The 24,231-nt window shown below is 63.4% G+C and carries 19 protein-coding genes, 1 tRNA gene and 2 pseudogenes; 16 read left to right on the forward strand and 6 right to left on the reverse strand.

The features are described 5' to 3' along the window. Positions 1 to 137: 137 nt before the first annotated feature. The 9 genes and pseudogenes from VG566_RS09525 to VG566_RS09565 all read left to right on the forward strand — a co-directional run bounded on the left by VG566_RS09525 (position 138) and on the right by VG566_RS09565 (position 11,843). A complete protein-coding gene (locus VG566_RS09525; RefSeq protein ID WP_241884466.1) occupies positions 138 to 4,847 on the forward strand; it encodes an RHS repeat-associated core domain-containing protein in 4,710 nt (1,569 codons plus the stop codon). Continuing rightward, the gene (locus tag VG566_RS09530) at positions 4,832 to 5,290 is read left to right on the forward strand and encodes a hypothetical protein (RefSeq protein WP_241884467.1); all 459 of its coding nucleotides are present in this window, start codon (positions 4,832 to 4,834) and stop codon (positions 5,288 to 5,290) included. The genes VG566_RS09525 and VG566_RS09530 overlap by 16 nt, the downstream gene beginning before the upstream one ends. A 255-nt stretch (positions 5,291 to 5,545) precedes the next feature. Then, the gene (locus VG566_RS09535) at positions 5,546 to 6,160 is read left to right on the forward strand and encodes a hypothetical protein (protein ID WP_241884468.1); all 615 of its coding nucleotides are present in this window, start codon (positions 5,546 to 5,548) and stop codon (positions 6,158 to 6,160) included. Positions 6,161 to 6,170: 10 nt separating this feature from the next. Next, positions 6,171 to 6,790 (forward strand): annotated as a pseudogene (locus VG566_RS09540) (RHS repeat-associated core domain-containing protein); the annotation flags it as partial. Positions 6,791 to 7,705: 915 nt separating this feature from the next. Beyond that, a pseudogene (locus VG566_RS09545) lies at positions 7,706 to 8,830 on the forward strand (RHS repeat-associated core domain-containing protein); the annotation flags it as partial. Beyond that, positions 8,827 to 9,282, forward strand: coding sequence for a hypothetical protein (locus VG566_RS09550; protein WP_241884469.1), 456 nt, complete (start codon positions 8,827 to 8,829; stop codon positions 9,280 to 9,282). The pseudogene VG566_RS09545 and the gene VG566_RS09550, both read left to right, overlap by 4 nt. A 226-nt stretch (positions 9,283 to 9,508) precedes the next feature. Continuing rightward, positions 9,509 to 10,006, forward strand: coding sequence for a hypothetical protein (locus VG566_RS09555; protein ID WP_236636274.1), 498 nt, complete (start codon positions 9,509 to 9,511; stop codon positions 10,004 to 10,006). Positions 10,007 to 10,962: 956 nt separating this feature from the next. Then, a complete protein-coding gene (locus tag VG566_RS09560) occupies positions 10,963 to 11,397 on the forward strand; it encodes a hypothetical protein (RefSeq protein WP_069117682.1) in 435 nt (144 codons plus the stop codon). Then, positions 11,394 to 11,843 (forward strand): hypothetical protein, encoded by a 450-nt coding sequence (locus VG566_RS09565; protein WP_032958744.1) that lies wholly within the window; start codon positions 11,394 to 11,396, stop codon positions 11,841 to 11,843. The genes VG566_RS09560 and VG566_RS09565 overlap by 4 nt, the downstream gene beginning before the upstream one ends. A gap of 126 nt (positions 11,844 to 11,969) precedes the next feature. Here the strand turns inward: VG566_RS09565 and VG566_RS09570 are convergent. After that, positions 11,970 to 12,046, reverse strand: a tRNA-Arg gene (locus VG566_RS09570). A 149-nt stretch (positions 12,047 to 12,195) separates the two neighbouring features. Here VG566_RS09570 and ubiA point away from each other — a divergent pair. Together ubiA and VG566_RS09580 are read left to right on the forward strand one after the other, a co-directional pair. Further along, entirely contained in the window at positions 12,196 to 13,089 is an 894-nt protein-coding gene (ubiA, locus tag VG566_RS09575) for a 4-hydroxybenzoate octaprenyltransferase (RefSeq protein ID WP_014648747.1), read from the forward strand. Between the two features lie 478 nt (positions 13,090 to 13,567). Beyond that, the gene (locus tag VG566_RS09580) at positions 13,568 to 14,992 is read left to right on the forward strand and encodes a short-chain fatty acid transporter (protein ID WP_014038818.1); all 1,425 of its coding nucleotides are present in this window, start codon (positions 13,568 to 13,570) and stop codon (positions 14,990 to 14,992) included. Between the two features lie 63 nt (positions 14,993 to 15,055). On the opposite strand, the gene VG566_RS09585 is transcribed toward VG566_RS09580, so the two are convergent. After that, positions 15,056 to 15,745: an EcsC family protein gene (locus VG566_RS09585; protein ID WP_032958748.1), complete on the reverse strand. Its 690-nt coding sequence runs from the start codon at positions 15,743 to 15,745 to the stop codon at positions 15,056 to 15,058. Positions 15,746 to 16,067: 322 nt separating this feature from the next. Here VG566_RS09585 and VG566_RS09590 point away from each other — a divergent pair, with 322 nt between their 5' ends. Continuing rightward, positions 16,068 to 16,232, forward strand: coding sequence for a hypothetical protein (locus VG566_RS09590; protein ID WP_005414774.1), 165 nt, complete (start codon positions 16,068 to 16,070; stop codon positions 16,230 to 16,232). A 54-nt stretch (positions 16,233 to 16,286) separates the two neighbouring features. Here VG566_RS09590 and VG566_RS09595 read toward each other — a convergent pair whose 3' ends face one another. Beyond that, entirely contained in the window at positions 16,287 to 16,913 is a 627-nt protein-coding gene (locus VG566_RS09595; RefSeq protein WP_032958751.1) for a YiiX/YebB-like N1pC/P60 family cysteine hydrolase, read from the reverse strand. 82 nt (positions 16,914 to 16,995) lie between these two features. On the opposite strand from VG566_RS09595, the gene VG566_RS09600 reads away from it, so the two are divergent. The 3 genes from VG566_RS09600 (at position 16,996) to VG566_RS09610 (ending at position 20,823) form a co-directional block, all read left to right on the forward strand. Next, a complete protein-coding gene (locus VG566_RS09600; protein WP_032958753.1) occupies positions 16,996 to 17,508 on the forward strand; it encodes a hypothetical protein in 513 nt (170 codons plus the stop codon). A 73-nt stretch (positions 17,509 to 17,581) separates the two neighbouring features. After that, positions 17,582 to 19,420, forward strand: coding sequence for a M3 family metallopeptidase (locus VG566_RS09605; RefSeq protein WP_241884470.1), 1,839 nt, complete (start codon positions 17,582 to 17,584; stop codon positions 19,418 to 19,420). 2 nt (positions 19,421 to 19,422) lie between these two features. Next, the gene (locus tag VG566_RS09610; protein WP_423172602.1) at positions 19,423 to 20,823 is read left to right on the forward strand and encodes a TPM domain-containing protein; all 1,401 of its coding nucleotides are present in this window, start codon (positions 19,423 to 19,425) and stop codon (positions 20,821 to 20,823) included. 1 nt (position 20,824) lies between these two features. Here the strand turns inward: VG566_RS09610 and VG566_RS09615 are convergent, their stop codons facing one another. Genes VG566_RS09615 through VG566_RS09625 form a run of 3 tightly spaced genes read right to left on the reverse strand, consistent with a single transcriptional unit; the run spans position 20,825 to position 23,471 of the window. After that, a complete protein-coding gene (locus VG566_RS09615; RefSeq protein ID WP_241884472.1) occupies positions 20,825 to 21,496 on the reverse strand; it encodes a VOC family protein in 672 nt (223 codons plus the stop codon). 54 nt (positions 21,497 to 21,550) lie between these two features. Continuing rightward, positions 21,551 to 22,630, reverse strand: coding sequence for a serine aminopeptidase domain-containing protein (locus VG566_RS09620; RefSeq protein WP_241884473.1), 1,080 nt, complete (start codon positions 22,628 to 22,630; stop codon positions 21,551 to 21,553). Between the two features lie 13 nt (positions 22,631 to 22,643). Beyond that, complete coding sequence (locus tag VG566_RS09625) at positions 22,644 to 23,471, reverse strand: AraC family transcriptional regulator (protein WP_164109654.1); 828 nt, start codon at positions 23,469 to 23,471, stop codon at positions 22,644 to 22,646. Positions 23,472 to 23,657: 186 nt separating this feature from the next. Here VG566_RS09625 and VG566_RS09630 point away from each other — a divergent pair, with 186 nt between their 5' ends. Beyond that, positions 23,658 to 24,059, forward strand: a complete 402-nt coding sequence (locus tag VG566_RS09630; RefSeq protein WP_046432987.1) for a hypothetical protein — start codon at positions 23,658 to 23,660, stop codon at positions 24,057 to 24,059. Positions 24,060 to 24,231 lie beyond the last annotated feature (172 nt).

Below are 24,231 nucleotides of genomic sequence, written 5' to 3' on the forward strand. Positions count from 1 at the left end.
CCACATCGGAGATAACGTTCACCGTGCGGTCAGGCCGCATTCCGGACCAGGGACGATCCGAAGCATGACGTGGCGAGGCATTAGCCCCACGTTCTCGTTCCTGCCGGTGCTGCGTTCGTCCAGGAAGGAGAACAGGGATGTTGGAACGACTGAAGACCATTTCGTGTGCCGCACTGGCGATGATCGCGCTGGGGAGCTTGGCTCCTTGGGCTGCGCAGGCGCAGGAGGTGCAGAAGAAGTGGGAGAGCTACCTGTCGATGGGCCAGCCGCGAGCCACCGAAGCGGCGGTGCAGAAGGACATCAAGTCGCTCTTTTCCCAGTACGAAAAGGACAAACCCTTCAATTGGCATGTCAAACGCCAACGCGTCCTTGGAAAGAAGGTCATCTACGATTACCGGGTGAGACCCGAGAAGATCGTTACTACCGACTGGGTCTACATCCACTCAGGGCAGGAGTACTCCTCCGAAGATCAGATTCGTAGCGTGATCCTCGCTACCCGCGTCAGCGACCCGCAGTGCCCGGCGACTTCACTCACGGAGGATCCGTGGGTCGAGCTCCTTGGGCTTGGCAGGGGTGACGATGGTAGTGTCACCAACGAGGAGAAGGATTTCCATTACACCTTGAACTTCTATCATCAGAGCACTCAAGAATGCTCGTCGATAGTGGGGTGGGAGCATGTACGCCGGGCCAGAACGGCGCTTTGCCCGAATCGACCGTCCCTGACGTGGAATGACGCCTTGCAGATGTGCTCACTGGTCCAGCAGGACGAGCCGCACATGTCGCCCATGCTCTCCTACACAAGCGCGCCGCTGCCGCCGCAGCAGTGTCCTGTTGGCAACCCATGTGATCCGACCACTGGCGATAAATCCCAGCCTGAGCCGGATTTCAACCTTGGATGGGTGAGCTTCCAACGCCACTATCATTCCCTGACAAGCACGGCGGGCGGCGCGTTGGGCACGGGCTGGACCCATTCCCACAATCTGCGGCTTACCGCAGGCGTAGACGATTCCACCTTCCCTCCCAGCCCCGAACTGAAAGTTGGGCTGATCGGCGCCGATGGCGGGCAGACCGCATTCCAGAAAGTGGGGGCAAGCTACGAAGCCATGGACGGAAGCGGCGATCGCGCGGTCCAGCAGGGCACCAACTGGCAACTTTCACGTGCCGGAGAGCGCATTTATTTTGATGCCGCTGGCCTGATGCAGCGCCGCGATTTCGAAGACGGAACGTCGCTGACCTATGCATACGACAGCCGCGGCCGCCTGCTCAGCATCACCCATTCAACCGGTCGGCGCGTGGACGTCCAGTACCTGGTGCAGGGCGACGATTCACTGATCTCGGCCCTGGTGGTCGCCGGCCAGCCTGTGGTGAGCTACGCCTATTCTCCGGCCGGGGAACTGATCACCGCGACCTATGCCGACGGTGCCAGCCGTACGTATCACTATGAGGACACCCGCTTCCCGGGCTACCTGACCGGCGTGACCGCCGAAGACACCCGGCGCTACAGCTGGTTTGGCTATGACGCCAAGGGGCGGGTCAGCTGCAGCCGCCATTCCGGTGATTGCAGTCAAGCCGACGTGGGCATTGATGGCGTGCGCCTGGAGTACACCCCGGCAGGCACCACCATCGTCACCGACGCGCTGGGCAAGCAGAGTACGTACGCATTGACTGCCACCGGCAGCAGTGGCCTTCCGCGCAAGGTCAATGGCATCACCGAGAGCAATGGCAGTATCACTCGTGCCTATCTGCCCGAGGGCACCGATTTCCGGCGTCGGCTGCAGTCGGTGACCGATCGCCGTGGCTTTGTCACCCAGTATGCCTATGCCGAGGCCAGCGATCCTGCCGCAGGCGCCGTCAGCGTGACCACCACCACCGAAGCGGCCGGTACCCCGGATCAGCGCGTCAGCGAAACGCGCGTGGCCATGGACAGCAATCGGCCGGTGCAGCAGACCGTCGGTAACCGTGAGATCCGCATCGCACGCAATGCGCGCCTCCAGCCGACCACCATCACCGTGCGCGACATGGTGACCGGTGACACCCGCGTCACCACGCAGACCTACTGTGAGGCCGAGGGCCCGGAGTGCCCGCTGGTGGGACTGCTGCGTAGCGTGGATGGTCCGCGCAGTGATGTGGCGGATGTCTCCACCTATGCCTACTACACCGCGGACGACACGGGATGCGCGGCCAATGGTGCCTGCAGTTATCGCAAGGGCGACCTGCGCAGTGTGACCAATGCGCTCGGCCAGACGGTTGAGACCCTGGCCTACGACGCAATCGGGCGGCCCCTGTCGGCGAAGGATGCCAACGGCGTGGTCACGGCCTACACCTACCATGCCCGTGGCTGGCCGACCTCGGTCACCGTGCGCGGTGCCACCGCGGCCGAGGACCGGACTACCCAGATCAGCTACTGGCCGACCGGTCAGGTGCAACAGGTCACCGAGCCTGACGGCAGCAGCGTTACCTATGTCTACGACGCCGCCCAGCGCTTGACCGATATTGCGGACAACAGCGGCAACACGATCCACTACGCATTGGACAACGCCGGCAACCGGCTCAAGGAAGACACGCTGGATGCTGCTGGCACCCTTCGTCGCACCTTGGCACGGACCTTCAACACGCTTGGCCAGCTGACCGCATTGAAGGACGCAGGCGATCACGCCACCGGCTTTGCCTACGACGCCAACGGCAACCCGCAGACCGTGACCGACGCCCTGCAGCGCGTGACCAGCCAGCAGTACGACCCGCTCAACCGACTCGCCCAGACCCTGCAGGACGTCGGCGGCGTCGCGGCGGAGATCCGCAGACAGTACAACGCGCTGGACCAGGTCACCCAGGTCACTGACCCGAAGGGTCTGCATACCACCTACGCCTACAACGGGTTCGGCGATCTGACTGGCCAGGTCAGCCCGGACAGTGGCACCAGCAGCTTCACCGTGGATGCGGCAGGCAACCGCAAGACGGCCACCGATGCGCGCGGCGTCACCGCCACCTATCACTACGATGCGCTTAACCGCCTGATCGGCATCGCCTACCCGGACCCCAATCTGGACGTGGGCTACAGCTATGACGTGGCGCCTGCTGCGTGTACTGCCGAGGAGCGCTTTGCCAAGGGGCGCCTCGGGCAGGTGCTGCACGCCAATGGCAGCACCCAGTACTGCCATGACCGCTTCGGCCAGGTCACCCGCAAGGTGCAGACCGTCAATGGTGTCGCCAGCACGCTGCGCTATGCCTACAGCAAGTCGGGTCGCCTGGCTGCGTTGACCTACCCCGACGGCAGCGCGGCCGACTACGTGCGCGATACCCAGGGCCGCATCAGCCAGATCGGCCTCACCCGCCCCGGCCAGGCGCGCCAGATCGTGGTGAACAACGTGACCTATGCGGCCTTCGGCCCGGCGACCGGCTGGACCTATGGCAATGGCCGCCAGCTGCAGCGTCCGCTGGACCTGGACTATCGCCCGCAAACGGTGCGCGACCCGGCCGCGGGCGGCCTGTCGCTGGGCTACGGCTATGATCCGGTCGGTTCGATCACCGAGCTGAAGAACGGCACAGGCTCGACGGTGCTGGCCAAGTACGCCTACGACGCGCTGGGTCGCCTGACCCAGACCCAGGACGGCATGGCCGGTACGCCGATCGAAACCTATGCCTACGACGCCACCGGCAATCGCACCGCGCTGACCACCTCGGCAGGCACCGTCAGCTATAACTATCCCGCAACCAGCCACCGGCTGACTGCCGTGGATGGCGAGGCACGCAGCCATGACGCGGCGGGCAACACCACCGGCATCGGCGGCAAGACGTTCACCTACAGCGATGCCAACCGCATGAACGCGGTGAAGCAAGGTGATGCCGTGCTGGAAAGCTACGGTTACAACCACCGCGGCGAGCGCGTGCTGCGTACCCCGGCCGGTGGCGCGGCTCAGATCACCCTGTATGACGAGGCGGGGCAATGGCTGGGCAACTACTCGGCCACGGGCCAGGCGCAGCAGCAGGCGATCTGGCTGGACAACTACCCGGTGGCGTTGATCAACATGCCGGCTACCGGCGTGCCTGAACTGGCCTACGTGCAGCCGGATCATCTGGGCACGCCGCGCGTGGTGATCGATCCGGTACGGAATGTCTCGATCTGGGAGTGGAGCAACAAGAGCGAGGTGTTCGGCAACCAGATTCCGAGTACCGACCCGGATGGTGATGGAGTGGCGTTCGAGCTGGCGCTGCGCTTCCCGGGCCAGCAGGCGACGGATGCGAGTGGGTTGTTCTACAACTACCAGCGCGAGTATGAGTCACGGGTAGGGCGGTACACACAGAGTGATCCGATTGGGCTGATAGGGGGAATCAGCACGTTCACATATGTTGGAAGCAATCCTCAAATGGCTATTGATCCAGAAGGGCTCGAGGGAATTGGGCCGTGGAATAATGGTGAAATGAATAACGTCACCGGCTATGTTCCCGCCAACAATTGTGAGCGGGAGGCTGTTGCCGATCTGCTCATAGATCTCGTTCCGCTTACTTCTATGGTGTCCTTTGCAATGGATTCTGTGGGTGTTGACATAAACTTCTACGAGAATCCCGGTGTTCATTTTGGCGAGTATGGCGCAAAGACGCCGTATGCAGCGGCGGGCCACATGCTGGATGCAGCAGCGTCGCGTCAGGATGCCAAAGCGGCAAAAAGGACGCGCGGGGCGGCAGAGCGCGGGATTCACTACTCGGTTGCCAACGGTCGACTTAATCGAGCTGCAGCGCATGCGGGGAACGCCAATCTCTTGCGGGGTGGGTCGAAGATCCTGGGGCCCCTTGGAGCAATCGTGAATTACAGGTCAAACTACAATAAATGCCAATGTCCGGCGAAGTGATTTTCATAAGGTTCATGAAGGGTGCAGCTGCGGCGGGAGCGCTGGGGATCTGTTGCGCGCTGATCGCGTCCATGTTGAGTATGCGCTGTCCAGTCGCTAGGTACTCTCCGGATGTTATGTTTGCTCTTTTTTTCGCGTTGCTGATGTTGCTCGTATATTCCAAGTTCGAACTGGCGAGAAGGGGAATTCTGTCGATTGAGGTTGGGCGGGTGCGTTTCGCGTTCGCAATAGCGCTCCTGGCCGAGATGCTGATGATTGGGTTGCTGGTCGCCCGCAACCTCGAATGCGATAGCTTCGTTCGCGCGATTCCCATTCCTGGTGCACTACTTGTTTTCTATACAGCTGTCGCATTCTCATTTGTATTCGGTGATATCTATCTTGGTCCTGCGCGAAAAATCATCAGGCTTGGAGCTCGGCCGAGGAAATTCTTGAGGGAAGAATAGTTGGCACTGGGTGGATTCAAAGCTGGCGCGCAACGTTCTCGGGCTGCCGTTCTGCTTCCCGTATCAGTATTCGTAAAATTCTGGCGGCCCCTTCCTCAACTAATATCGGAAACCCGACCCTGTGGTGGGGTGGCCCCAGCAGAGCGATCCGTTGGTATCGCTGAAGGAGTGGGTAATCGTCAGTCGTTTCGGAGAGCGTGGCAATGAATGGCGAGCCGAAATGAGCTACATAGAGAGGGTCGTTCTGGCGACTCTGTGTTCGACCGTAATCCTGATGGCCTGGTGGGGGCGCAGAACTTGCAAGGCGTCCTCACCCTCGACTTCGCGATGAAATCCATCGGGCAAGGTTTCCTTTGCTTCCTTGCCAGTACAGTTTCGGCCGTGCTGATCAAGGATAGGCCGGTGTTGATGTTGCTTCTTTCGCAGGTTCTCTCGATTGTGATCGTGTTTTTTCTCAATGGGGGCCGAGACCTGCTCCAGTCCATCTGTGGATCATTGAAGGATTCGGATAGCTATTTAATAGGGAACTTTCGTGGGCTATGTAAAGAGGCTGGGACTGGCGTCGTCGTGTTCGTTTTTGGTCCTTGCGATCTATACGGCATTTTCGCGGCCATCGGCGATTCTTGGCGAGACCTTTGTGTCATTGCTCTTGCTGGAAGGATGCGCCTGCTTGATCGCTGGCACAGTTTCGGCGCTTTCGCTTCGCAGATGGCCGGTCTTCTTGGTTGTCGCGACTCAGTTCTTCTCCATCGCGTTGGCGGCAATATGGCTGAAGATGAGATAAGTGGGGTGGATTCAATGTCCGCGCGCAACGCCTTCACCCCTGCTCCGGGCCAATTTCGGTTTGCGGCGATAAGAGGTGGTCCCTGAAGACATGGCCAGCAGCACCGGCAGCAACACGTTCACCTACAACGATGCCAACCGCATGAACGCGGTGAAGCAAGGCAATGCCGTACTGGAAAGCTACAGCTACAACCATCGCGGTGAACGCGTGCTGCGCGCCCCGACCGGTGGCGCAGCGCAGGTCACCCTATACGACGAAGCGGGGCAGTCGCTGGGCAACTTTCGGCCATGGGCCAAGCGCAGCAGCAGGCCATCTGGCTGGACAACTACCCGGTGGCGTTGATCAGCGTGCCGAGCGCCGGCGTGCCGGAACTGGCCTACGTGCAGCCGGATCATCTAGGCACACCGCGCGTGGTGATTGATCCGGTGCGTGATGTGGCGATCTGGGAGTGGAGCAACAAGAGCGAGGTGTTCGGTAACCAGATTGTGAGTGGGGACCCGGATAGGGATGGTGTGGCGTTCGAGCTGGTACTGCGCTTCCCGGGCCAGCAGGCGACGGATGTGAGTGGGTTGTTCTACAACTATCAGCGTGAGTACGACCCGGCGGTGGGGCGGTATTCGCAGAGTGATCCGATTGGGTTGACGGAGGGGATTGGTACGTACCTGTATGCTTCCGGGAAGCCTCTTTCGAAGGTCGATGAAAAGGGGCTGGTCGACGTCTGGGTATGGATGCCGCTCCCCTATGAGGGAGGGCTGCCGAGCTATGGAAAGCTGCATTCCTCTTTCGGGCACATATCGACAACTTCAAATGGTGTCGATTACTCATTTGGCCCTGCGGGCAACTCAATAAGTACAAACTACGTTTCATTTCAGCTTAATTTGCGCACTGGAATTAAGCATACAATAGAACTTACACCGCAGCAGGAGTCAAAGCTATCGGCATGTCTCGCGAGGCCGCAGGGGGAGTACAGTGCAATAAATAATAACTGCGGGACGCCGTTGCAGAACTGCATGCGGGAGATTGGTAAGGAGCTTCAGCCTGTGAACATGATTCTTCCGGAATCAATAAACCACCTACTTTGGTGGATGTCTGATGACTCAACCATTCATCGCGGGAAAGGATGATGAAATTCATTCTTGGCATTTTTTTTATCTGCTCAGTCTTCACTGCCACCTCCTGCGAACACAAGGGCAGGGAAGTTGTGCCGGAGGGAGTGATCGAAGTCTATGATTCGGCAGAGGGAGGGGCCGTAATTGGTACAAGTACTACTCCGGTTCCGGTTGTTGGATATGTTTATCCGGACAAGACTCTTTACGTGCTGAAGGTTTGCCATCTGGGTCACGTAGGATATGTGCGGGATGGAATACGAGAGCTAAGGGCAACAGTAAACCGGAGGCCATCCTGCCCTGAAACCGCGCGGAGCGCGGACTAGAATTAACAAACGAGGCGAAACTGAGATCATCAAGCTGGAGACTGTGGCGAAACAGGAGCTGCCACTGCGTGAATCACCTAGTTGGATATGGGCCAGGGCGTAGCCTAGCCAGGTTGGGAAGACACAGTGATGGCAGGGCACGTCGGTGCGGTGACGCCTGCTGAGGAATGCACAGGGCCTCGGCGGCCCCGCCATTTAAACCTGTCCCGCGACCAGCCATCGCCTGACTGCGGTGGATGGCGAGGCGCGCACCCATGACGCAGCGGGCAACACCACCGGCATCGGCAGCAAGACCTTCACCTACAACGATGCCAACCGCATGAATGCGGTGAAGCAGGGTGACGCCACACTGGAGAGCTACGGTTACAACCACCGCGGCGAGCGCGTGCTGCGCACCCCGGCTGGTGGCGATGCGCAGGTCACGATCTATGACGAAGCCGGGCAATGGGTTGGCAACTACTCGGCGACCGGGCAGGCGCAGCAGCAGGCCATCTGGCTGGACAACTACCCGGGGGCGCTGATTAACGCGCCAGGCGCTGGAGTGCCGGAGCTGGCCTACGTGCAGCCGGATCGTCTGGGTACGCCGCGCGTGGTGATTGATCCGGTGCGTGATGTGGCGATCTGGGGGTGGACCAACAAGAGCGAGGTGTTCGGTAACCAGATTGCGAGTGCCGATCCGGACGGCGATGGTGTGGCGTTCGAGCTGACACTGCGCTTCCCGGGCCAGCAGGCGACGGATGCGAGTGGGTTGTTCTACAACTACCAGCGCGAGTACGACCCGGCGGTGGGGCGGTATTCGCAGAGTGATCCGATTGGGTTGATGGGGGGGATCTCGACCTATGGGTACGCTAGCGCTTCCCCGGCAAGGCGGGTCGACCCACACGGGCTCACCGACCTAAACTATATTCCACCCCACGACAATCCTGATTCTTATCTGGGCAATAAAATGATTCCGTCGCCCCCGGATATGCTTACCATTAGCATTCACCACAACGGAAATAACTTCATAGGGCCGGATGGCAGGAGCATGTCTGTTGAATCGCTGGCGCAGTCAATTCGACGCGATGCAGATCTTTCAAAGTATCTGTATATCAGGCTCTATTCCTGTCGAACAGGTAAGTCGGTAAATGGTGGGCCGATCCCGGCTCAGCAGCTATCTAAGGCGCTGAATATGAAGATTCAGGCGCCTACCGAGTACACCTGGGCAAAGAACGATCCTTTGTATCCGGGTCAAGGAAACTATGGAAAAACACCTGAAGGGAAAAAAGACAAAAGCAATCCTGGAGAGTGGGTGAATTTCATGAAAGAGGGTGGGGTCAAATGAGCATGTTCAAGGAGACTGGGCTTCTCCTGTATCTGGTGGGTGCAGGGTATGTAAATGCGCAGGTGCCCCCTCAGCCGGAAAGGCCGGTGGTTGAGCTTGACGGCTCGATCGCGACGGATAGTGGCGCTGAGCTTGATGATAAGCAGCTACTTGCGTTGACTGGCCGCGCAGACGCGGGCGACGCTGAGGCAGCGTTTCGAATCTCACGCCACTTCGAGGGCAGAGGCACGGCTGGCAGCTCCCACATGTGGCTTGTCTATGCCGCAGCACTGGGGCACCCGATTGCACAGTACAACGTGTTCTTCATGTTGAAGGACAAGAAGGACTGCGCGTCATCAAGTGAGGCATACGCATGGCTCAAGATTGCCGCGTTGAACGGGGTGAGAGCCGCGGACTCTGAACTTGAGCAAGCGGCCCGCATAGCAGCTCAACGATGCGGTAGTAAACGATAGGGAGAGAGAGGTCACTTGCCGATTGAGGGCTAGCAACGTCCAGCTACCCACTAAGTCCCCAGGCTCACATAGTGCGCAGAGGATGGGCGTGGGCTTGCGGCTACCGGTCGTATGTCAATAGATGGGCATGTGCAGCAACTCCGGCACGAGGTACAGTCCCTGAATCGTTTTGCAGAACGGGTTCCAGATGGTAATTGACATTTGGCCGGCCCATTCTGGGGCTCTCATGTCTATGCCGAAGGCTGGCATCTTGCGTGCAGCGGTGCTGCTCTTGCCAATGCTGGGGGGCTGCAGCATTCACCAGTTTCAACATACGGAATGGAAGTCGGACTGGGTAGATGTTTCGTCCGATGCGATTTTCCCTGGCAATTCAACGACTCTGCCGCTTGACCGCATTTCCACGCTTGATCCTGATAGTGAAGCAGCCATTGCGGAGTGGATGTTGGAGCATTCGCTGGCCGTGGTATCGGCATCAGAGGTTGAAGGGAAGATCGGTCCAATGCCGTTGAGTGACCTGAAGCCAGCGCCCGGGGAGAGCGTCTACTTCGTCAGGGCCGCTTCGGATGAAAGTAGGGGCAAGTTCATCGGCTACGTCAACGACAAGGGACTTCTCATCATGTATGGGGTGATGGGGGGCTGCGGTGAGCAGAAGCAACGGGTGGTTGCCGTGAGCCTTCGGGAGAAGCCCGCCAACGTATTCGGTCGATGCTCGGCGGCGCTATAGTGCGCTGAAGCGCCGAGCTCCGCCTACTGCCTGGCGGATGACGCCAGGTGTGCGACCAATGGCGCGCTCGGCAACCGCAAGGGAGATCGGCGCAGCGCGACCAATGCGTTCGAGCAGATCGTTCTGGGGAGGTAATGGAAAACAGTCAAAGGAAATCGGGGTTGCTCAAGAGTTCTCTCGATGCCAAAGGCTTCTTCCTGCGCGCTTTGTCTGTCGCGTCCGTCTGTGTGCTCGCCCTGAGCGCATGCGAGAATGACCGCTTAGGGGAGCTGCAGCTGAAACCCATCTACGCGGAACTGAGTAGTGCGTATTACGGTGGGATGTGCGAGGGTGCAGCCGGTCCAGACGCCAGTATCGAGAAGGTTCGTGCGGTGCGCATTGGTACGATCGCTGGTGATTGCGCAGTGCTCTATTTGGACGGAGTAGATAGGAAGGGTGAGCCCGTGATCTATGGAGCGAAAACTGGGGATCGGCCTGAATGTGCTGGATTGATACGGAAGTTCGAAGTCGGACGGGCAAGCGCGGCAGTTCTCGGCAGGGCGCGGGAAATATGCAGATAGTGATTTTCAGATATTCTCCGTATGACCTCCACTGTTGGGGGGCGCAGATGCCCGCTGTGGGCCGGCAGTCGCAATCTTCTTCTCAGTGCCAGCCTGGCCTTAAGAAACTCGAATTCGGCGTCTGGTATGAAGATGAATTTGGATACCTTGGAAAAGGTCTCATCAATACTGTTCGACGCGCTCCGCTCCAGGGGCTTGCAAGAGAACTGGCCGCACTGTTCAGGAGGTATCGGATTCCACTGGCCCAGCTGCGAACGCTGGAGGCAGGCAGGTACTCTCGAGCGCTGCGCGATGCGTTGCGCGAGTAGGGCGCCAAGCGGGATGCAAGGTGCATGAGCTCCCGCGCTCCTCCACCAAAGAACGCGATCGGCCTGCACGCCCTCGGAGAGGTACAAGATGAAAGCCAGGCAGATTCTTCGGTACGGGCTGGCCTACGCGGTGTCGTGTGGAGCACTCTGGCTGTTCCTGCACTTTGTGGGCAGGGCGCTTTACGCCTTCGACTCACATCAGGTTTTCTTCTGGCTGTATGCCGTCAGCCTTCTGTTGCTGGGAATTGGCGCACGGGTTCCCGCCGCTGGCCGCCTGACGATCAGGCGGCTTGCCAAGGGGGCTGGCTTGGGGCTGCTCGCGGGCCTTCTGGCCCAGGTCGTGGTGCTTGTACTGGAAGCCTATAGATTCAGCGGATTCAGGCCATCGCTGCTCTGGCAGGTAGCGGTTTCGCTGATGGTGATGAGCGTCGTGCTGCTCACGCCGCTCTGGGGCGTAGTGCTGGTTGCCCTCACCGTCGCATGCCGCCGCGACAACAACCCACATCAGGCCTCGAACCCATGAAGCGCCTGACTGCCTTTTGCCTCGTGGTTGCACTGACATCCTGTGCGGCGCATCCGAACCGCACCACGAAGTGTCCGCCGGCCCATTTCACCTACGTCGGCACCGAGAGAGTCGACGGACTGACCTACGGGCGCTTCCAGGTCACCCACAATGCTGATCAGCCGCTTCAGCTGTGGGTGGATGAGAGACGCAGGTTGAACTCAAGGACCGCTCGCGCAGAGATGAGGCGAACCGGCGGAGATGCCTGGCGGCCTTACAACGTGATCCTTGAGGAAATCACGCCGGGAGCGATCGGGCTGTCGATCGGGCAGGGTGAACAGCAGAGCGTTTTGTTCGATGGTGATGGCGTGTTCCTGCCCGGCCAATCCAGCGCGGGTGAGGAGTACTCCATGGTGGTAAGGGATGCAGCCGGTTGCGAGCATCGCTCGGCAACGTTCATTCCCTGACGTTCCTGGTGGCGTGCCGGATGCATGGCCACCATCGCCCTAGCTTCCGCCGCAGGCGAGCCGGATTCCTCGCGACATCGCAGCATCGCCCAGTTGGGACGCTGCGTACAGGCAATGAAGGAAAAATGGCGCGCCCGGAGGGATTCGAACCCCCGACCAATGGCTTCGGAAGCCACTACTCTATCCGGCTGAGCTACGGGCGCGTTGTAGAACCGCCGCGCCGTCGGCCGGTGCCGGGGCGGGCATCGCAGCGCCATGAAGCGGTGCGGGACCGGCATTCTATCCAGTTTCGCCGAACAAATCTCCCCCCACGGGCAAAGCCGTGCCGGAGGGGCAGGAGTATCCTATCGCCATGGCTGATACCCCCCTCACTTCGCCGCAGTCGCCGGCGACGCCGCGTTGGCGGCATTACTGGAGTCTGATGCGCGCTGATCGCCCGATCGGCACGCTGCTGCTGCTGTGGCCCACCTGGTGGGCGTTGTGGCTGGCCGCGGGCGGCCTGCCGCCGCTGTGGACGCTGTTCGTGTTCACCGCCGGCGTGTGGCTGACCCGCTCGGCCGGTTGCGTCATCAACGACTACGCCGACCGCTGGCTCGACCCGCATGTGGAGCGCACCAAGGCGCGCCCGCTGGCCACCGGTGCGATCAGCGGCCGCGCCGCGCTGGCGCTGTTCGCCGTACTGATGCTGGTGGCGTTCGGCCTGGTGCTGACCCTGAACGGGCTGACCATCGGCCTGAGCTTCATCGGCGTGTTCCTGGCTGCCAGCTATCCGTACCTGAAGCGCTACACCCATCTGCCGCAGGTCTACCTGGGCATGTCGTTCGGCTGGGGCATCCCGATGGCGTTCGCCGCCGTGCAGGGCGAGGTGCCGATGCTGGGCTGGCTGCTGTATGCCGGCAACATCCTGTGGTCCACCGCCTACGACACCTGGTACGCCATGGTCGACCGCGAGGACGACCTGAAGATGGGCTCGCACTCCACCGCGATCCTGTTCGGTGATCTCGACCTGGTCATCCAGGGCGTGCTGTACGCACTGTTCCTGGCCACGATGGCGCTGGTCGGCGTGCGTGGCGGGCTGGGCGGGTACTACCTGGCCGGCGTGGCCGTGGCCACCGCGCTGGTGGTGTACGAGTTCTGGATCTGCCGCAACCGCGAACGCGGCCCGTGCTTCAAGGCGTTCCTGCACAACAACTGGGTGGGCGCCGCGCTGTTTGCCGGCATCGCCGCGGACCTGGCGCTGCGTTGATCCCAAGGCCTGGTAGAGCCGGCCGCTGGCCGGCTGCGCCCGTGCGCGATCCCGAGGTTGCCGGCCAGCGGCCGGCACTACCGCCTTCCACCACCTGCGATGATGCCTGGATCTGGTAGAGCCGGCCGCTGGCCGGCTGCACCCGTGCGCGATCCCGAAGTGGCCGGCCAGCGGCCGGCACTACCGCCTTCCACCACCTGCGATGATGCTTGGATCTGGTAGAGCCGGCCGCTGGCCGGCTGCGCCCGTGCGCGATCCCGAGGTTGCCGGCCAGCGGCCGGCACCACCGCCTTCCACCACCTGCGATGATGCCTGGATCTGGTAGAGCCGGCCGCTGGCCGGCTGCACGACCATCCCGATTGGGAAATTGCCGGCCAGCGGCCGGCACTACCGTTCTGTGCCGCCTACGACCAATAGGTGGCTGACAGCCCGCACCCCACCGCCCAGAATCGGGCCATCGAACCTGGGAGGGTAGGCGATGGCCTCGACGGCAGCAGTACAGGACGGCTGGATGGCGCGCGCAGCGCTGCGTTCGGCCGCCTGGGCGGAAAAGTGGTTCCCCGATGCGTATGTGTTCGCGGTGCTGGGCGTGGTCATCGTCGCGCTGGCCGCGATGGGCTTCGGCTCGACCCCGCAGGCCACCGCGAGCGCCTTCGGTGACGGCTTCTGGAGCCTGATTCCCTTCACCATGCAGATGGCCTTCGTGGTCATCGGTGGCTACGCCGTGGCCACCGCGCCGGTGGTCGCACGCTTCATCGATTTCCTCGCCCGGGTGCCGCGTACCGGCCGCGGTGCGGTGGTGTACGTGGGCCTGGTCAGCATGCTCGCCTCGCTGCTCAGCTGGGGGTTCTCGCTGGTGTTCGGTGGCCTGCTGGTGCGTGCGCTGGCCCGTCGTACCGAACTGCGCATGGACTACCGCGCCGCCGGTGCTTCGGCGTACCTCGGCCTGGGTGCGGTGTGGGCAATGGGGCTCAGTTCCTCGGCCGCACAACTGCAGGCCAACCCGGCCAGCATGCCGCCGGGGCTGGTGGAGATCACCGGCGTGCTGCCGTTCACCGAAACCATCTTCCTGTGGCAGTCGATCGCGCTGACCTCGGTGCTGATCCTGGTCTCGCTGCTGATCGCCTGGCTGACGGCACCCGCGGCGGGTAGTGCGCGTACCGCCGAGGAGTTCCCCGGTGCTGCACAGGCCGAGCCGGAACCGCTGCAGCGACGCACGCGCCCGGGCGAATGGCTGGAATACAGCCCGCTGCTGACCGTGCTGCTCTCGCTGCTGGCGTTCGGCTGGCTGTTCAACGAGTTCGCCAACAAGCCGGTGATCACCGCCATCGCCAACCTCAATACCTACAACTTCCTGTTCATCTCGTTGGGCCTGCTGCTGCACTGGCGCCCGCGCAGCTTCCTCAACGCGGTGGCCAAGGCGGTGCCGAGTACCACCGGCGTGCTGATCCAGTTCCCGCTGTACGGCGGCATCGCGATGATCCTCACCCACGCCGCTGGCGGTGACGGGCAGACCCTGGCGCACCGGCTGTCGAGCCTGTTCGTGCACGTGGCCAGCACCGATTCGTTCGCGCTGGTGATGGGCGTCTATTCGGCCGTGCTGGGCTTCTTCGTGCCGTCCGGTGGCGGCAAGTGGATCATCGAGGCGCCGTACGTGATGCAGGCCGCCAACGAACTGAAGGCGCACCTGGGCTGGGCGGTGCAGGTCTACAACGCGGCCGAAGCCCTGCCCAACCTGATCAACCCGTTCTGGATGCTGCCGCTGCTGGGCGTGCTGGGCCTGAAGGCACGCGACATCGTGGGCTTCACCTTCATCCAATTGCTGGTGCACATCCCGCTGGTGCTGGGCCTGTTGTGGCTGCTGGGCATGACCCTGGCGTATGTGCCACCGGTGATGCCGTAGTCCAGTATCCCCGGATCATGCGGCTTCCTGCTTTGAAAGCCGCATGGCCAGAACGCGCGCTGCTCAGATTTCATTGGGCTTGTTGCCCAGTGCGGCATCCGCTTCGAACCAGCTTCGCGCAGTATTGCCAACATACTTGGTCAACGCATAGTTGGCCCCTGAGCCGATGACGACTCCGATGCCGAACGGAATGGCTTTTTCCAGCGCCTTGCGGGTAAAGGTGATGCCGATCTTCTTGAAGAGTTCCTTGAGAGCTTGCAACACGGCGCCCTTCAAGTACTGACGGACCATCTTTACGCCAGCATTTGAGGCGATCCGAGTCGACGCTTCGACGCCGAGCTTCTCCAGAGAACCTCCTGCGGCGATGAGAAAAGCCAGGTGCCTGGCGTCTTCGCCATTCACGTCCCATCCATAGGCCTCAGCCAAGCACATGGTCATGTCGACCTGCAGTTTCATGCTGATGCTTGCATCGGCGAGACCACCGCCAACCATTGCCAGAGCCGTACCAATTCCCGGGATGACCCCGGTCAGAGCAGTCGCTCCCCCCGTGGTGGCTGACATCCGGCAATAACGGCTGATGATCTTGTCGGCCACCAACCCTGCAACCTCGTGCTGGCCGCGTGTTGGATCCCGGGAGAGAATCTGGCGCCTGTACTGGGCGACGAGGGCCTTCGCGTCTGCGGGACTGATCGCGATGCTCTCGACCGCTTTGAGGAGGCGAGAGTCACTTGCTTCTGCAACCACGGCGTTCATTTAGACGTTCCTTGTTGATGCTTGGAAAGATGGGCCGTCCATAGCAGCCCGTCCGCAGCCTATCGGCTTCGGGTAGCCATTCTTGAGCGAACGCTCGCGCATTCCGGTGCGCCCTACAGCACTGAATACGTGCTCCTGTCATTACCACATAAGGACATGCCGAACCCGCATGAATCCTTCAGCGGCTTGTGCCGCAAGGGCTTTCGCGCGTTCATTCACGCGCGTACACACAGGTGTAGCCGTCCGCCAACGCGCGATTAACTCTTCGCTGCAGACGATGGCCCCGTCCACCGCATTCCGCGCGTGGCTTTGGAGATCGGACATGGCACAGCAGAACCAGAACCCGAACCAGAAGCAGCAGGGCCAGCAGAACCAGCAGGATCAGCAGCAGGGCCGTGGCCGCGACCAGCAGCAGCAACAACAGCAGGAACAGCAGCAGCGCAACCAGCGCAATCAGCAGCAAGGTGGGCAGGACGAGGAAGAGTGACGTCGGTACCCACCCTGGGCAACCCCCGAAGCCCCGCCGCGCGCGGGGCTTCGCTTATTCCAGCACGCCGATGCGTTGCAGCACCGGGGCGGCCGACATGTCATTGGGATTGGTGCCGGGCTGATCCTGCGGCACCTCCATGCCCATGCCGCGGTACAGATCGACCCAGTGCTGGGCGATCTGCCCGGTCTGCGGATTGCGGAAGTTCATCGGCTGCAGCGCGAACACATGGTGCGCACGGAACGCACGCTCGATGAAGTCGGAACAGTAGTAGCTGTCCTCGTTCAACACATACGACGTGTTGTACGGCTTGCCCAGCATCATGCGCGCGGTGGCGACCGCATCCTTGATCGCCGCCTGCTGCGGTGCCCGCAGGCGATAGACCACGATCTGCCGCTGCTTGGTCCGGGCGTCCTGGCGGAACTCGACCAGCGATTGCCGACGCGATCCCTTCTCGTCCGCATGCAGTACCTCCCAGCCGTTTGGCGCCACAGCGACCAGGGCCACATGATCGAAGCTGGGCGCGCCCTGCTTGCCGGTGGCATCGTCGATGGCCGCACTGAGGCCGCTGCGGCCGGCGGTGACGAACAGCAGATCGCCTTCGTGGACATCGACGGCCATCGCCAGCGCTGGCCACAGGGCGGGCAACAGCAGGCCGATCATGAGCAGGAGGCGACGCATGGAGAGTCTCGGTCAGGCGGAATGCCGGAATTGTAGGGCGCGCGGTAGCATGGGACGACCCAACCGGATTCAGGATGAGCCCATGCGTCGAAACCGTTCCGCTGCCGTGCTGATGCTTGCCTGTGGCGTGGCCCTGGTTGCCTGCACGCCCGAGCCCCAGGTGACGCCCACGGAAGTGGCGCCTGCACATCCCGCGCCGTCGTCCACGGCGGCAGCGGTCCAGCCCGCACCGGTGCCTGCCAGCGGTGAATGCCCCTACTCGCAGTTCGATGCGTTCCTGAAGCACTTCGGCAACGAGATCGCGCTGCAGGAAAAAGCCACCGCCGATCCGCTGCTGGACAGCTACATCGATGCCGAGGCCGAGCCGGAACCGCGCAAGGTGGAAAGCCGCCTGGCGCTGGCCGATGTCGAGTGGCCGGTGATGCCCGATCCCGCCGCGTTGGCCGGGCAGGGCCGCGAGATGCAGGTCAGCACGCTGGCCGATGGGCAACGACAGGTACAGATCCGCACGCCGGACAGCAGCGACCAGCAGACCTACACCTTCGCGCAGTCGCCCTGCTGGACGCTGGTCAAGCGCGAGGATGAGTCGATCTGATGCCTGTCCCGGCACAGGCGCGGCCGGGCGGGGGCTGCTAGGCTCGGAGCCTGATCCAGGCAGGGAGACGCCGATGCAGGCTCGCAGGATGTGCACCATCACCGCCACCATGACTGTCATGCTGGCGATGGCACCCTTCACCGGCGTCCAGGCGCAGTCGCTGCCGGCCGACGATAGCGCCTACTTCGCCAGTGCGGCAGCCGAACAGGCCGCGCGCGGCGAGCTGGGCAAGCGTGTCGAGGCCCTGCAGCAGGCTTCCGCGCTTGCACCTGCGCAACGCTTCCATCAGGCCGAGGCACTGCAGGCGCAGTGCCTGCGCCATCACAGCTATCTGCATCTGCAGGCCGCACGCAATGCCCGTGACCATCGCCCGACGCAGGCGCTGGACCAGGTGATGGGGCTGTGCAGCCGCATCGCCCACACCGGCCGCGCGGCGCTGCGCGAAGCGCCCGCAGACGCGGCGTGGGCAGCACCGTATGCCTTCCTGCGCGCGCGTGCGCTGAAGGACGCTGCAGCACCGGCCAGTACCGCACTGGATGAGGCCGTGGAGGCCCTGGCCGATCCGGCGCTGGACAGTTTCGCACGGCTGCGTGGGCAGATCCTGCGCAGTGCCGAGTACCCGCAGATCGAGCGTGATGGTCGGCACTGGGACACCGGGCACGACAAGCAGGCACTGGCCCAGCAGCGGGACCGCGCGTTGCGGGAAGCGGGCTGGAAGGGTTACTGGCAGGGCCTGCACTCGCGCCGCGAGCCGATGGCCTCGGTGCTGCTGGGCCTGGTGCAGGTGAACGATGCCGCCGCGCGCCTGCAGGGCGATGGTTCTGCACCGGCGCGGGGCTACCAGCGCATGGGCCTGGATGCATCGGCGGTGGATGCTACGCTGCAGGCGATCGAACGCCATGCACGGGACCGTCGCGCCTACCAGGACATGCTGCTGCGCCACGCCGCGCGTTCAGGCATCGATGCGCCGCAGCTCTGGGATACCACGTTGCCCGATGCCGGCTATATGCCGCCGGTACTGACGCTGGCGCAGCTGCGCGACAATGCCGCCGATGCCATGCAGCACCTGGGGCCGGCATACGTCAGTGAGCTGCGTGCGCTGCTCGATCCGGCCAACCGGCGCATGGATCTGGCCACCGAACGTGGTGACCGCAGCCAGGACGCGTTCTCGGTAAGCGCTCCCGGCGTGCCGGCAATGCTGTTCGTTGGCGTGCGCCGTGGTGATCTGGAAAGCGATGTCGAGATCGCCCATGAAGCCGGTCATGCCATGCACGGTGAGTGGATGCAGCGCGGCCATGCCTCGCCGCTGCAGCGCAATGGCAGCCAGTGGCTGACCGAGGCCTTTGCCATCTACAACGAACTGCGCTTCCGCGACCAGCTGTACCAGCAGGCAGGGGACCCGCGGGCCAAGGCCTATTACCTGAAGTCACTGCTGGACGATATGGTGCTGCAGCTGTTCACGTCTTCCGAAGAGGCGCAGCTGGAGCAGTCGATCTACGAGGGCGTGGCGGACAACACGCTGGGTACCGCCGATGACCTGGACGCGTTGACCGGCCGGGTGCTGGCGCGCTTCGGGCAGGACCCGGAGCGCTATCCGCAGCTGTGCAACGGCTGGATCGGCAAGCGCCTGATGTATGACGACCCCAACTATCTGGTGAACTACCTCTATGCAGGGCTGCTGGCCGTGCAGCTGTTCGTGCAGGATCAACGCGACCCGGCAGGGTTCCGTGAACGCTATCTCGCGGTGCTGGGTGAAGGCTTTGATCGTGCGCCGACCGAGCAGGTGGCGCAGTTGCTGGGGCACGCGCCCGATTGGCCGGCGCTGGTTGATGCTGATCTGCAGGTGTTCAACCAGACGGTCGCGCAGCTGCAGGCGCTGCATGCGCGGATCGAGGCAGGGCAGGGCACGTGAAGATGCTGCGCAGGATGACGTGCACCCGGGTCACGGCATGGCTGTTGATGCTGTTGTGCCTGTTGCCGATGGTGGTGATGGCCGGTGCTGCGGTCCCTGCGCTGGATGACCCGGTGGTGGACGCCGCCAACGCACTTTCGGCGGATACCCGCGACATACTGCGCACGCAGGCCCTCAAGTTGCAGGCGCGCACCGGCGCGCAGCTGCAGGTGCTGGTGGTCGACCATGCTGGCGACGAGGGCATCGAGGCCTACGCACAGCGGGTGTTCGACCAGTGGCAGCTGGGCCGGGAAGGCGTTGACGATGGCGTGCTGCTGCTCGTGGCCGTGCAGGACCGCCGTGTACGCATCCAGACCGGTTACGGTCTGGAGGGCGCGATTCCAGATGCCTATGCCGCCCGCATCATCGACAAGGCGATCGTGCCGCGTTTCCGCGATGGCGACCTTGACCAGGGCCTGCTGGATGGAACGAAGGTCGTGGTCGCGCTGATCGATGGCGAGGACCTGCCGGCCTGGGAAGCGCCATCGATGCGCAACGTGCTGCCGGCCGATTGGCGCAGCGCGGATTCCGTGGTTGCAATGACGCTGCTGGCCGGCTTCCTTGCGGGTCTGTGGCGCTCACCGCCCTCGGCGCCCGCGGCCAGGATGCCGGACGACCTCGCACGCAGGCACCGCGAGCGCCAGCGTGGAGCGCCACGCGAGGTCACCACGCCGCAGGCGCGCCCGAAGCGATTGCCGGCCTGGGGTCGCCCGCTGCTGGTGACGGCTGTGGTAGCCGCGGGTCTGCTGTCGGCGGCTATGTGGGCGCCACGCCAGGCATTGGCAGCGGTCTGCATCGTATTGGCGTTGTGCGTACCGGTGGCGAGCCTGCTTGGCTGGTGCTGGCGCCGCAGCCGAGGTGTGCGCGTGGTGCTGCTCGGCATGCTCGGGGTCAGTTCGGGGTTCTTGGTGGTGATGGTGCTGCGTGGCCAGTTGCCGCCCAGTCTGGCCCTGCACACGTTGCTGGACCTGGCGGCAGGCATCGTAGCCATGCTGCTGTTCTTCCTCGTGCAGGCGTGCCGCGCGCGCTGGCACAAGGACCGCAGCAGCTTCGGGGTGAGGTTCGCAGTGCTCTTGCTGCTGACCGCTGGCTACGTGCTCTTCGCACTGCTGGCCATTGATCGCGCCGACCCGGTGGCACGCCTTGCCGCGACGATCGGGTGGAGTGCCGGCACGGTCGTGCTGTACTTCGCCTGGATTTTCACCATGCTGCCCGGTGAGAAGGCACGCGGCAGCCGCAGATCATCCGTCGGCCACCGCAGTGCGTCCAGCTCCCCGTCATCAAGTTCGTCTGCGAGCAGCTCCAGCAGCTGGTCCGGAGGCGGCGGCCGCAGCGGCGGAGGTGGTGCGTCGGGCAGCTGGTAGTTCAGGCTGCCTGTACCCGCCAGCCGAGCACAACGTCCTCCACGACACCGGGGCCAGCCACGTCGCCGACCTGCAGCAACAGCCCCTGCGCATTGGGCAGGTCCTTCTGCTCAGGAAACCACCGTCGATCGGCCGCGACCACGATCAGCAGGCCCTCGTCGTCGCCCATCGGTGCGAACTGCGGCGAAGCCGGGCTGATCGGCTGCAGGCCGAAACGTTGGTTGGACAGTTCGCGTACGGCCTCGACATCGCGGCTGGGCAGGCCGACTTCGCTCAGGCAGGTCAGCTCGCTGCCATGGAACACGCCTTCGCGAGCGCTGGCCGGCAGGCGGCGGCGGCCGATCAGTTCAAGGATCAGGCCGTCCGGGCCGGTGAAGTACACCGACTGCGACTGCCAGCTGCTCTCCAGCGCGAAGTAGTCCAGCCCCGCCGGATTGCGCTGCAGCGGCGTGCGCTCACGCAACCACGTCATTGCATCGCTGAAGCGGTTGTCCGGCACGTTGAAGGCCAGATGCACGCCACCCACCGGACGTCCCGCCGCAGGCTGAAGTTCGAGGGTGCTCCAGCCGACGTGCACATGGTTGCCGACCACGCGCTGCTGCAGCACATCGTGGAAATATGTGGCCACGGAAGCGACGTCGGATACCGGCAGAGTGAGGTGCAGCAGGCGCATGATCGATTCTCCGTGGACGCGCCCACTGTAGCGCCGGGCGATGCCCGGCGGCCACTAGCGCAGCGAATGGTTGAAGAACCGTATTGCCGCGTCCGCTGCCTGCGCGTGGGTCTGCGCCTTCGGCACCGATGTGCTGCACAGGTCCTGCAGCCGCTGTTGTCCGGCCGGGGTGCATGCGGCGAGGAAATCGTAATGGCCGACACCGGGCAGCACCTGCAGTGCAGCGCCCGCAATCACCGCACGCGCAGCCTCGCCATTGGTCTGTGGTGGCGCGACCGTGTCCGCCTGGCCCAGCACGATCGACACCGGCTGTTTCAGTGAGGAGAGCTGCTCGGGCGCAAAGGCCTGCACGATTGCCGGCGCCAGCAGGAACACCGCGCGCACGCCGGGAATGGCGCGTGCGTCGTTGGCGTGGGACATCCATGGCGACAGCTCGGGCGACGCCGCAGCGGCAACGCGCGCCTCCATCGTGTGCGTTGCCGCCTCCTGTTGGGGCCGGCAGACGCCGTCATCCGGATGTGCGGTGCAGAAGTCCCGCAATCGCTGCAGGCCCGGTCGCGCACCGGCTGCCAGCAGCGCGGTGTAGCCACCGGCCGAGAAGCCGGCGACCCCCAGGCGCTCAGGATCGACATGCGGGCCCAGCACCGGATCAGCTTGCACGGCCGCCAGTGCGGCACGCAGGTCATCGGCGCGCAACCAGGTCAGAAGGCTGCCGGGCAGGGTCATGGTGTCAACGCCGTTGTTGCCTGGATGATCCACCGCAATCACCAGATATCCGGCCCGCGCCAGCGCCGTGCCCAGCCAACCCATCATGCGCGCGCTGCCGCCGTTGCCATGCGAGAGCAGCAGGGTCGGCAGGCGATCACCCGCGACCGGCGCATCCTTGGCCGACCGGCCGGCGTCGAACAGCGGCGCGTCGGGTGGACCGATGGTCAGCGCGTTTTCGCGGCTGCCGGCCTGTGCCGGATACCAGACCGTGTAGCGCAGCGCGTCGCGGTGCCCTGCGTCGCGCACGGCGGCGCTGGCCAGCGTCGTCGTGCCGTGGCGCTCGCCGGCGACGCCGCTTTCGCGGGCGGCGCCGACGCTCGCGAACGCCAGCAGCATTCCTCCCAGCACAGCAGCGGTCATGCGCATCTTCAACTCCTTGTCAGTGGGGACGTTCTTCCACCGGCAGCCAGATCTCCACGCCGCCGTTGCCGCTGTGCTCGTCGAACCGGGCGTCGTAGCGCTCCAGGTCCGGCGCATCGGCAAGGCTCAGGTTGGACGCAGGGAGATAATGATCCAGCAACCAGAACCAGGTCGAGCGGATGGCCGAGATGTGTCCGCCGTGCCAAGCCACCAGGTAGCGGCGCGCCGGGATGTCCACGCGTCGCCAGTGCGCAGGCACGCTCGGCACCGCGCTTGCCGGTAGTGCCGCAATGTAGTCGAAGCCACCATCGTCATCACTGTTGCAGCACACACCGAAGCTGACCGGTGCCGGTGTCGGCCACTCGCGGTTGAGCTGGGCCCATTGGCCCGGAATCGAGCCGCTGCTGTCGCGGGTATGCCGCATGCCGACGCCTGCCAGCTGGAACGCGGGCGTATCGAGCAGCCGCGGGGCTTCAATGCAGGCTGACGGGGCCTCGTCCAGGCGGATCGCCTGCACCAGCGTCAGCCCATCGGTGCCCTGTTCGCGTACCCGTTCCGGTGTCTGCCCGAACTGTTCGCTGAAGGCGCGGGTAAAGGCAGCATGGGTGGTGTAGCCGGCCCCCAGCGCCACCTGCAGGATGTCGCCCGCGCCGTTGGCCAACCGCTGCGCGGCAGCGGTCAGGCGGCGCCCGCGCAGGTAGCGCACCACCGAGGTGCCGGTGCGGGCCTGGAACAGGCGTGACAGATGAAACGGCGACAGGCCGGCCGCAGCGGCGATGTCGGCCAGCGCCAATGGCTGGTCCGCATGGGTTTCGATGTACCACAACGCCTTGCCTGCCGCGCTCATCCTGCCGTTCCCCGCATCCAATGCCGGCACAGTAGCGGATCGGCAGGCGCGGCGTTTAGCAGTTCTTGCGCTGCCGGGGCTTTGCGTCTGCCTGCGTACCGGCAACAATGCGTGCTTCATGGACGTGATGGGGGGCAGGGAGATGCGATCGACGACGTGGGATGCCAGGCCAGCGGAGCCCGGCCGATGATCGAGATGATCGAAATGCTGCTTGTCCTCTGGGTACTTCCCAGTCTGTTGACCCTGGCGCTGATGCTGCTGATGTTGTTCGGCGCGCCACGGTGGCGCGGCAACCCCTGGGTGTACCGTGTCGGCTTCGCGTTGCTGGGCGGGTTTCTGACACCGACGTTGTTGGGGGCCGGTCACGGTGGGTTGCCGTGCGCGACTATCGGCGGGCTGGTGATGATACTGACGCAGCTGCAATGGATCGGCGATCTGCAGGTCGACTTCATGGGGATCGGGATTCGCAACAGGGGCATCTGGATCATGTCCACCCCCGCCTTGGTGGTGTTCGCCGCCATGATGTTCGTTCCGCTGCGAACGGCACGGCCGGCCCGATTCGGCTTTGGCGACGACGCCAACGGCTAGACGCTGTGTGCGGGGATGGGGCGTGGGTCTGCATTGCCACCCATGCATGGCGTGGATCTACGGATGAGCCCTGGCAGGGGCCAACCTTGGTTGGCGCATCAAGCTGTCGTACTGACGTCATGCCTCCTTCACACATCGCGCCGAGACTGCGCGCCTTGTCCAGGCCTGTTGT

Origin of the sequence: Stenotrophomonas sp. CASM114 (assembly GCF_049384325.1) — a bacterium.
Classification (GTDB): domain Bacteria; phylum Pseudomonadota; class Gammaproteobacteria; order Xanthomonadales; family Xanthomonadaceae; genus Stenotrophomonas; species Stenotrophomonas muris.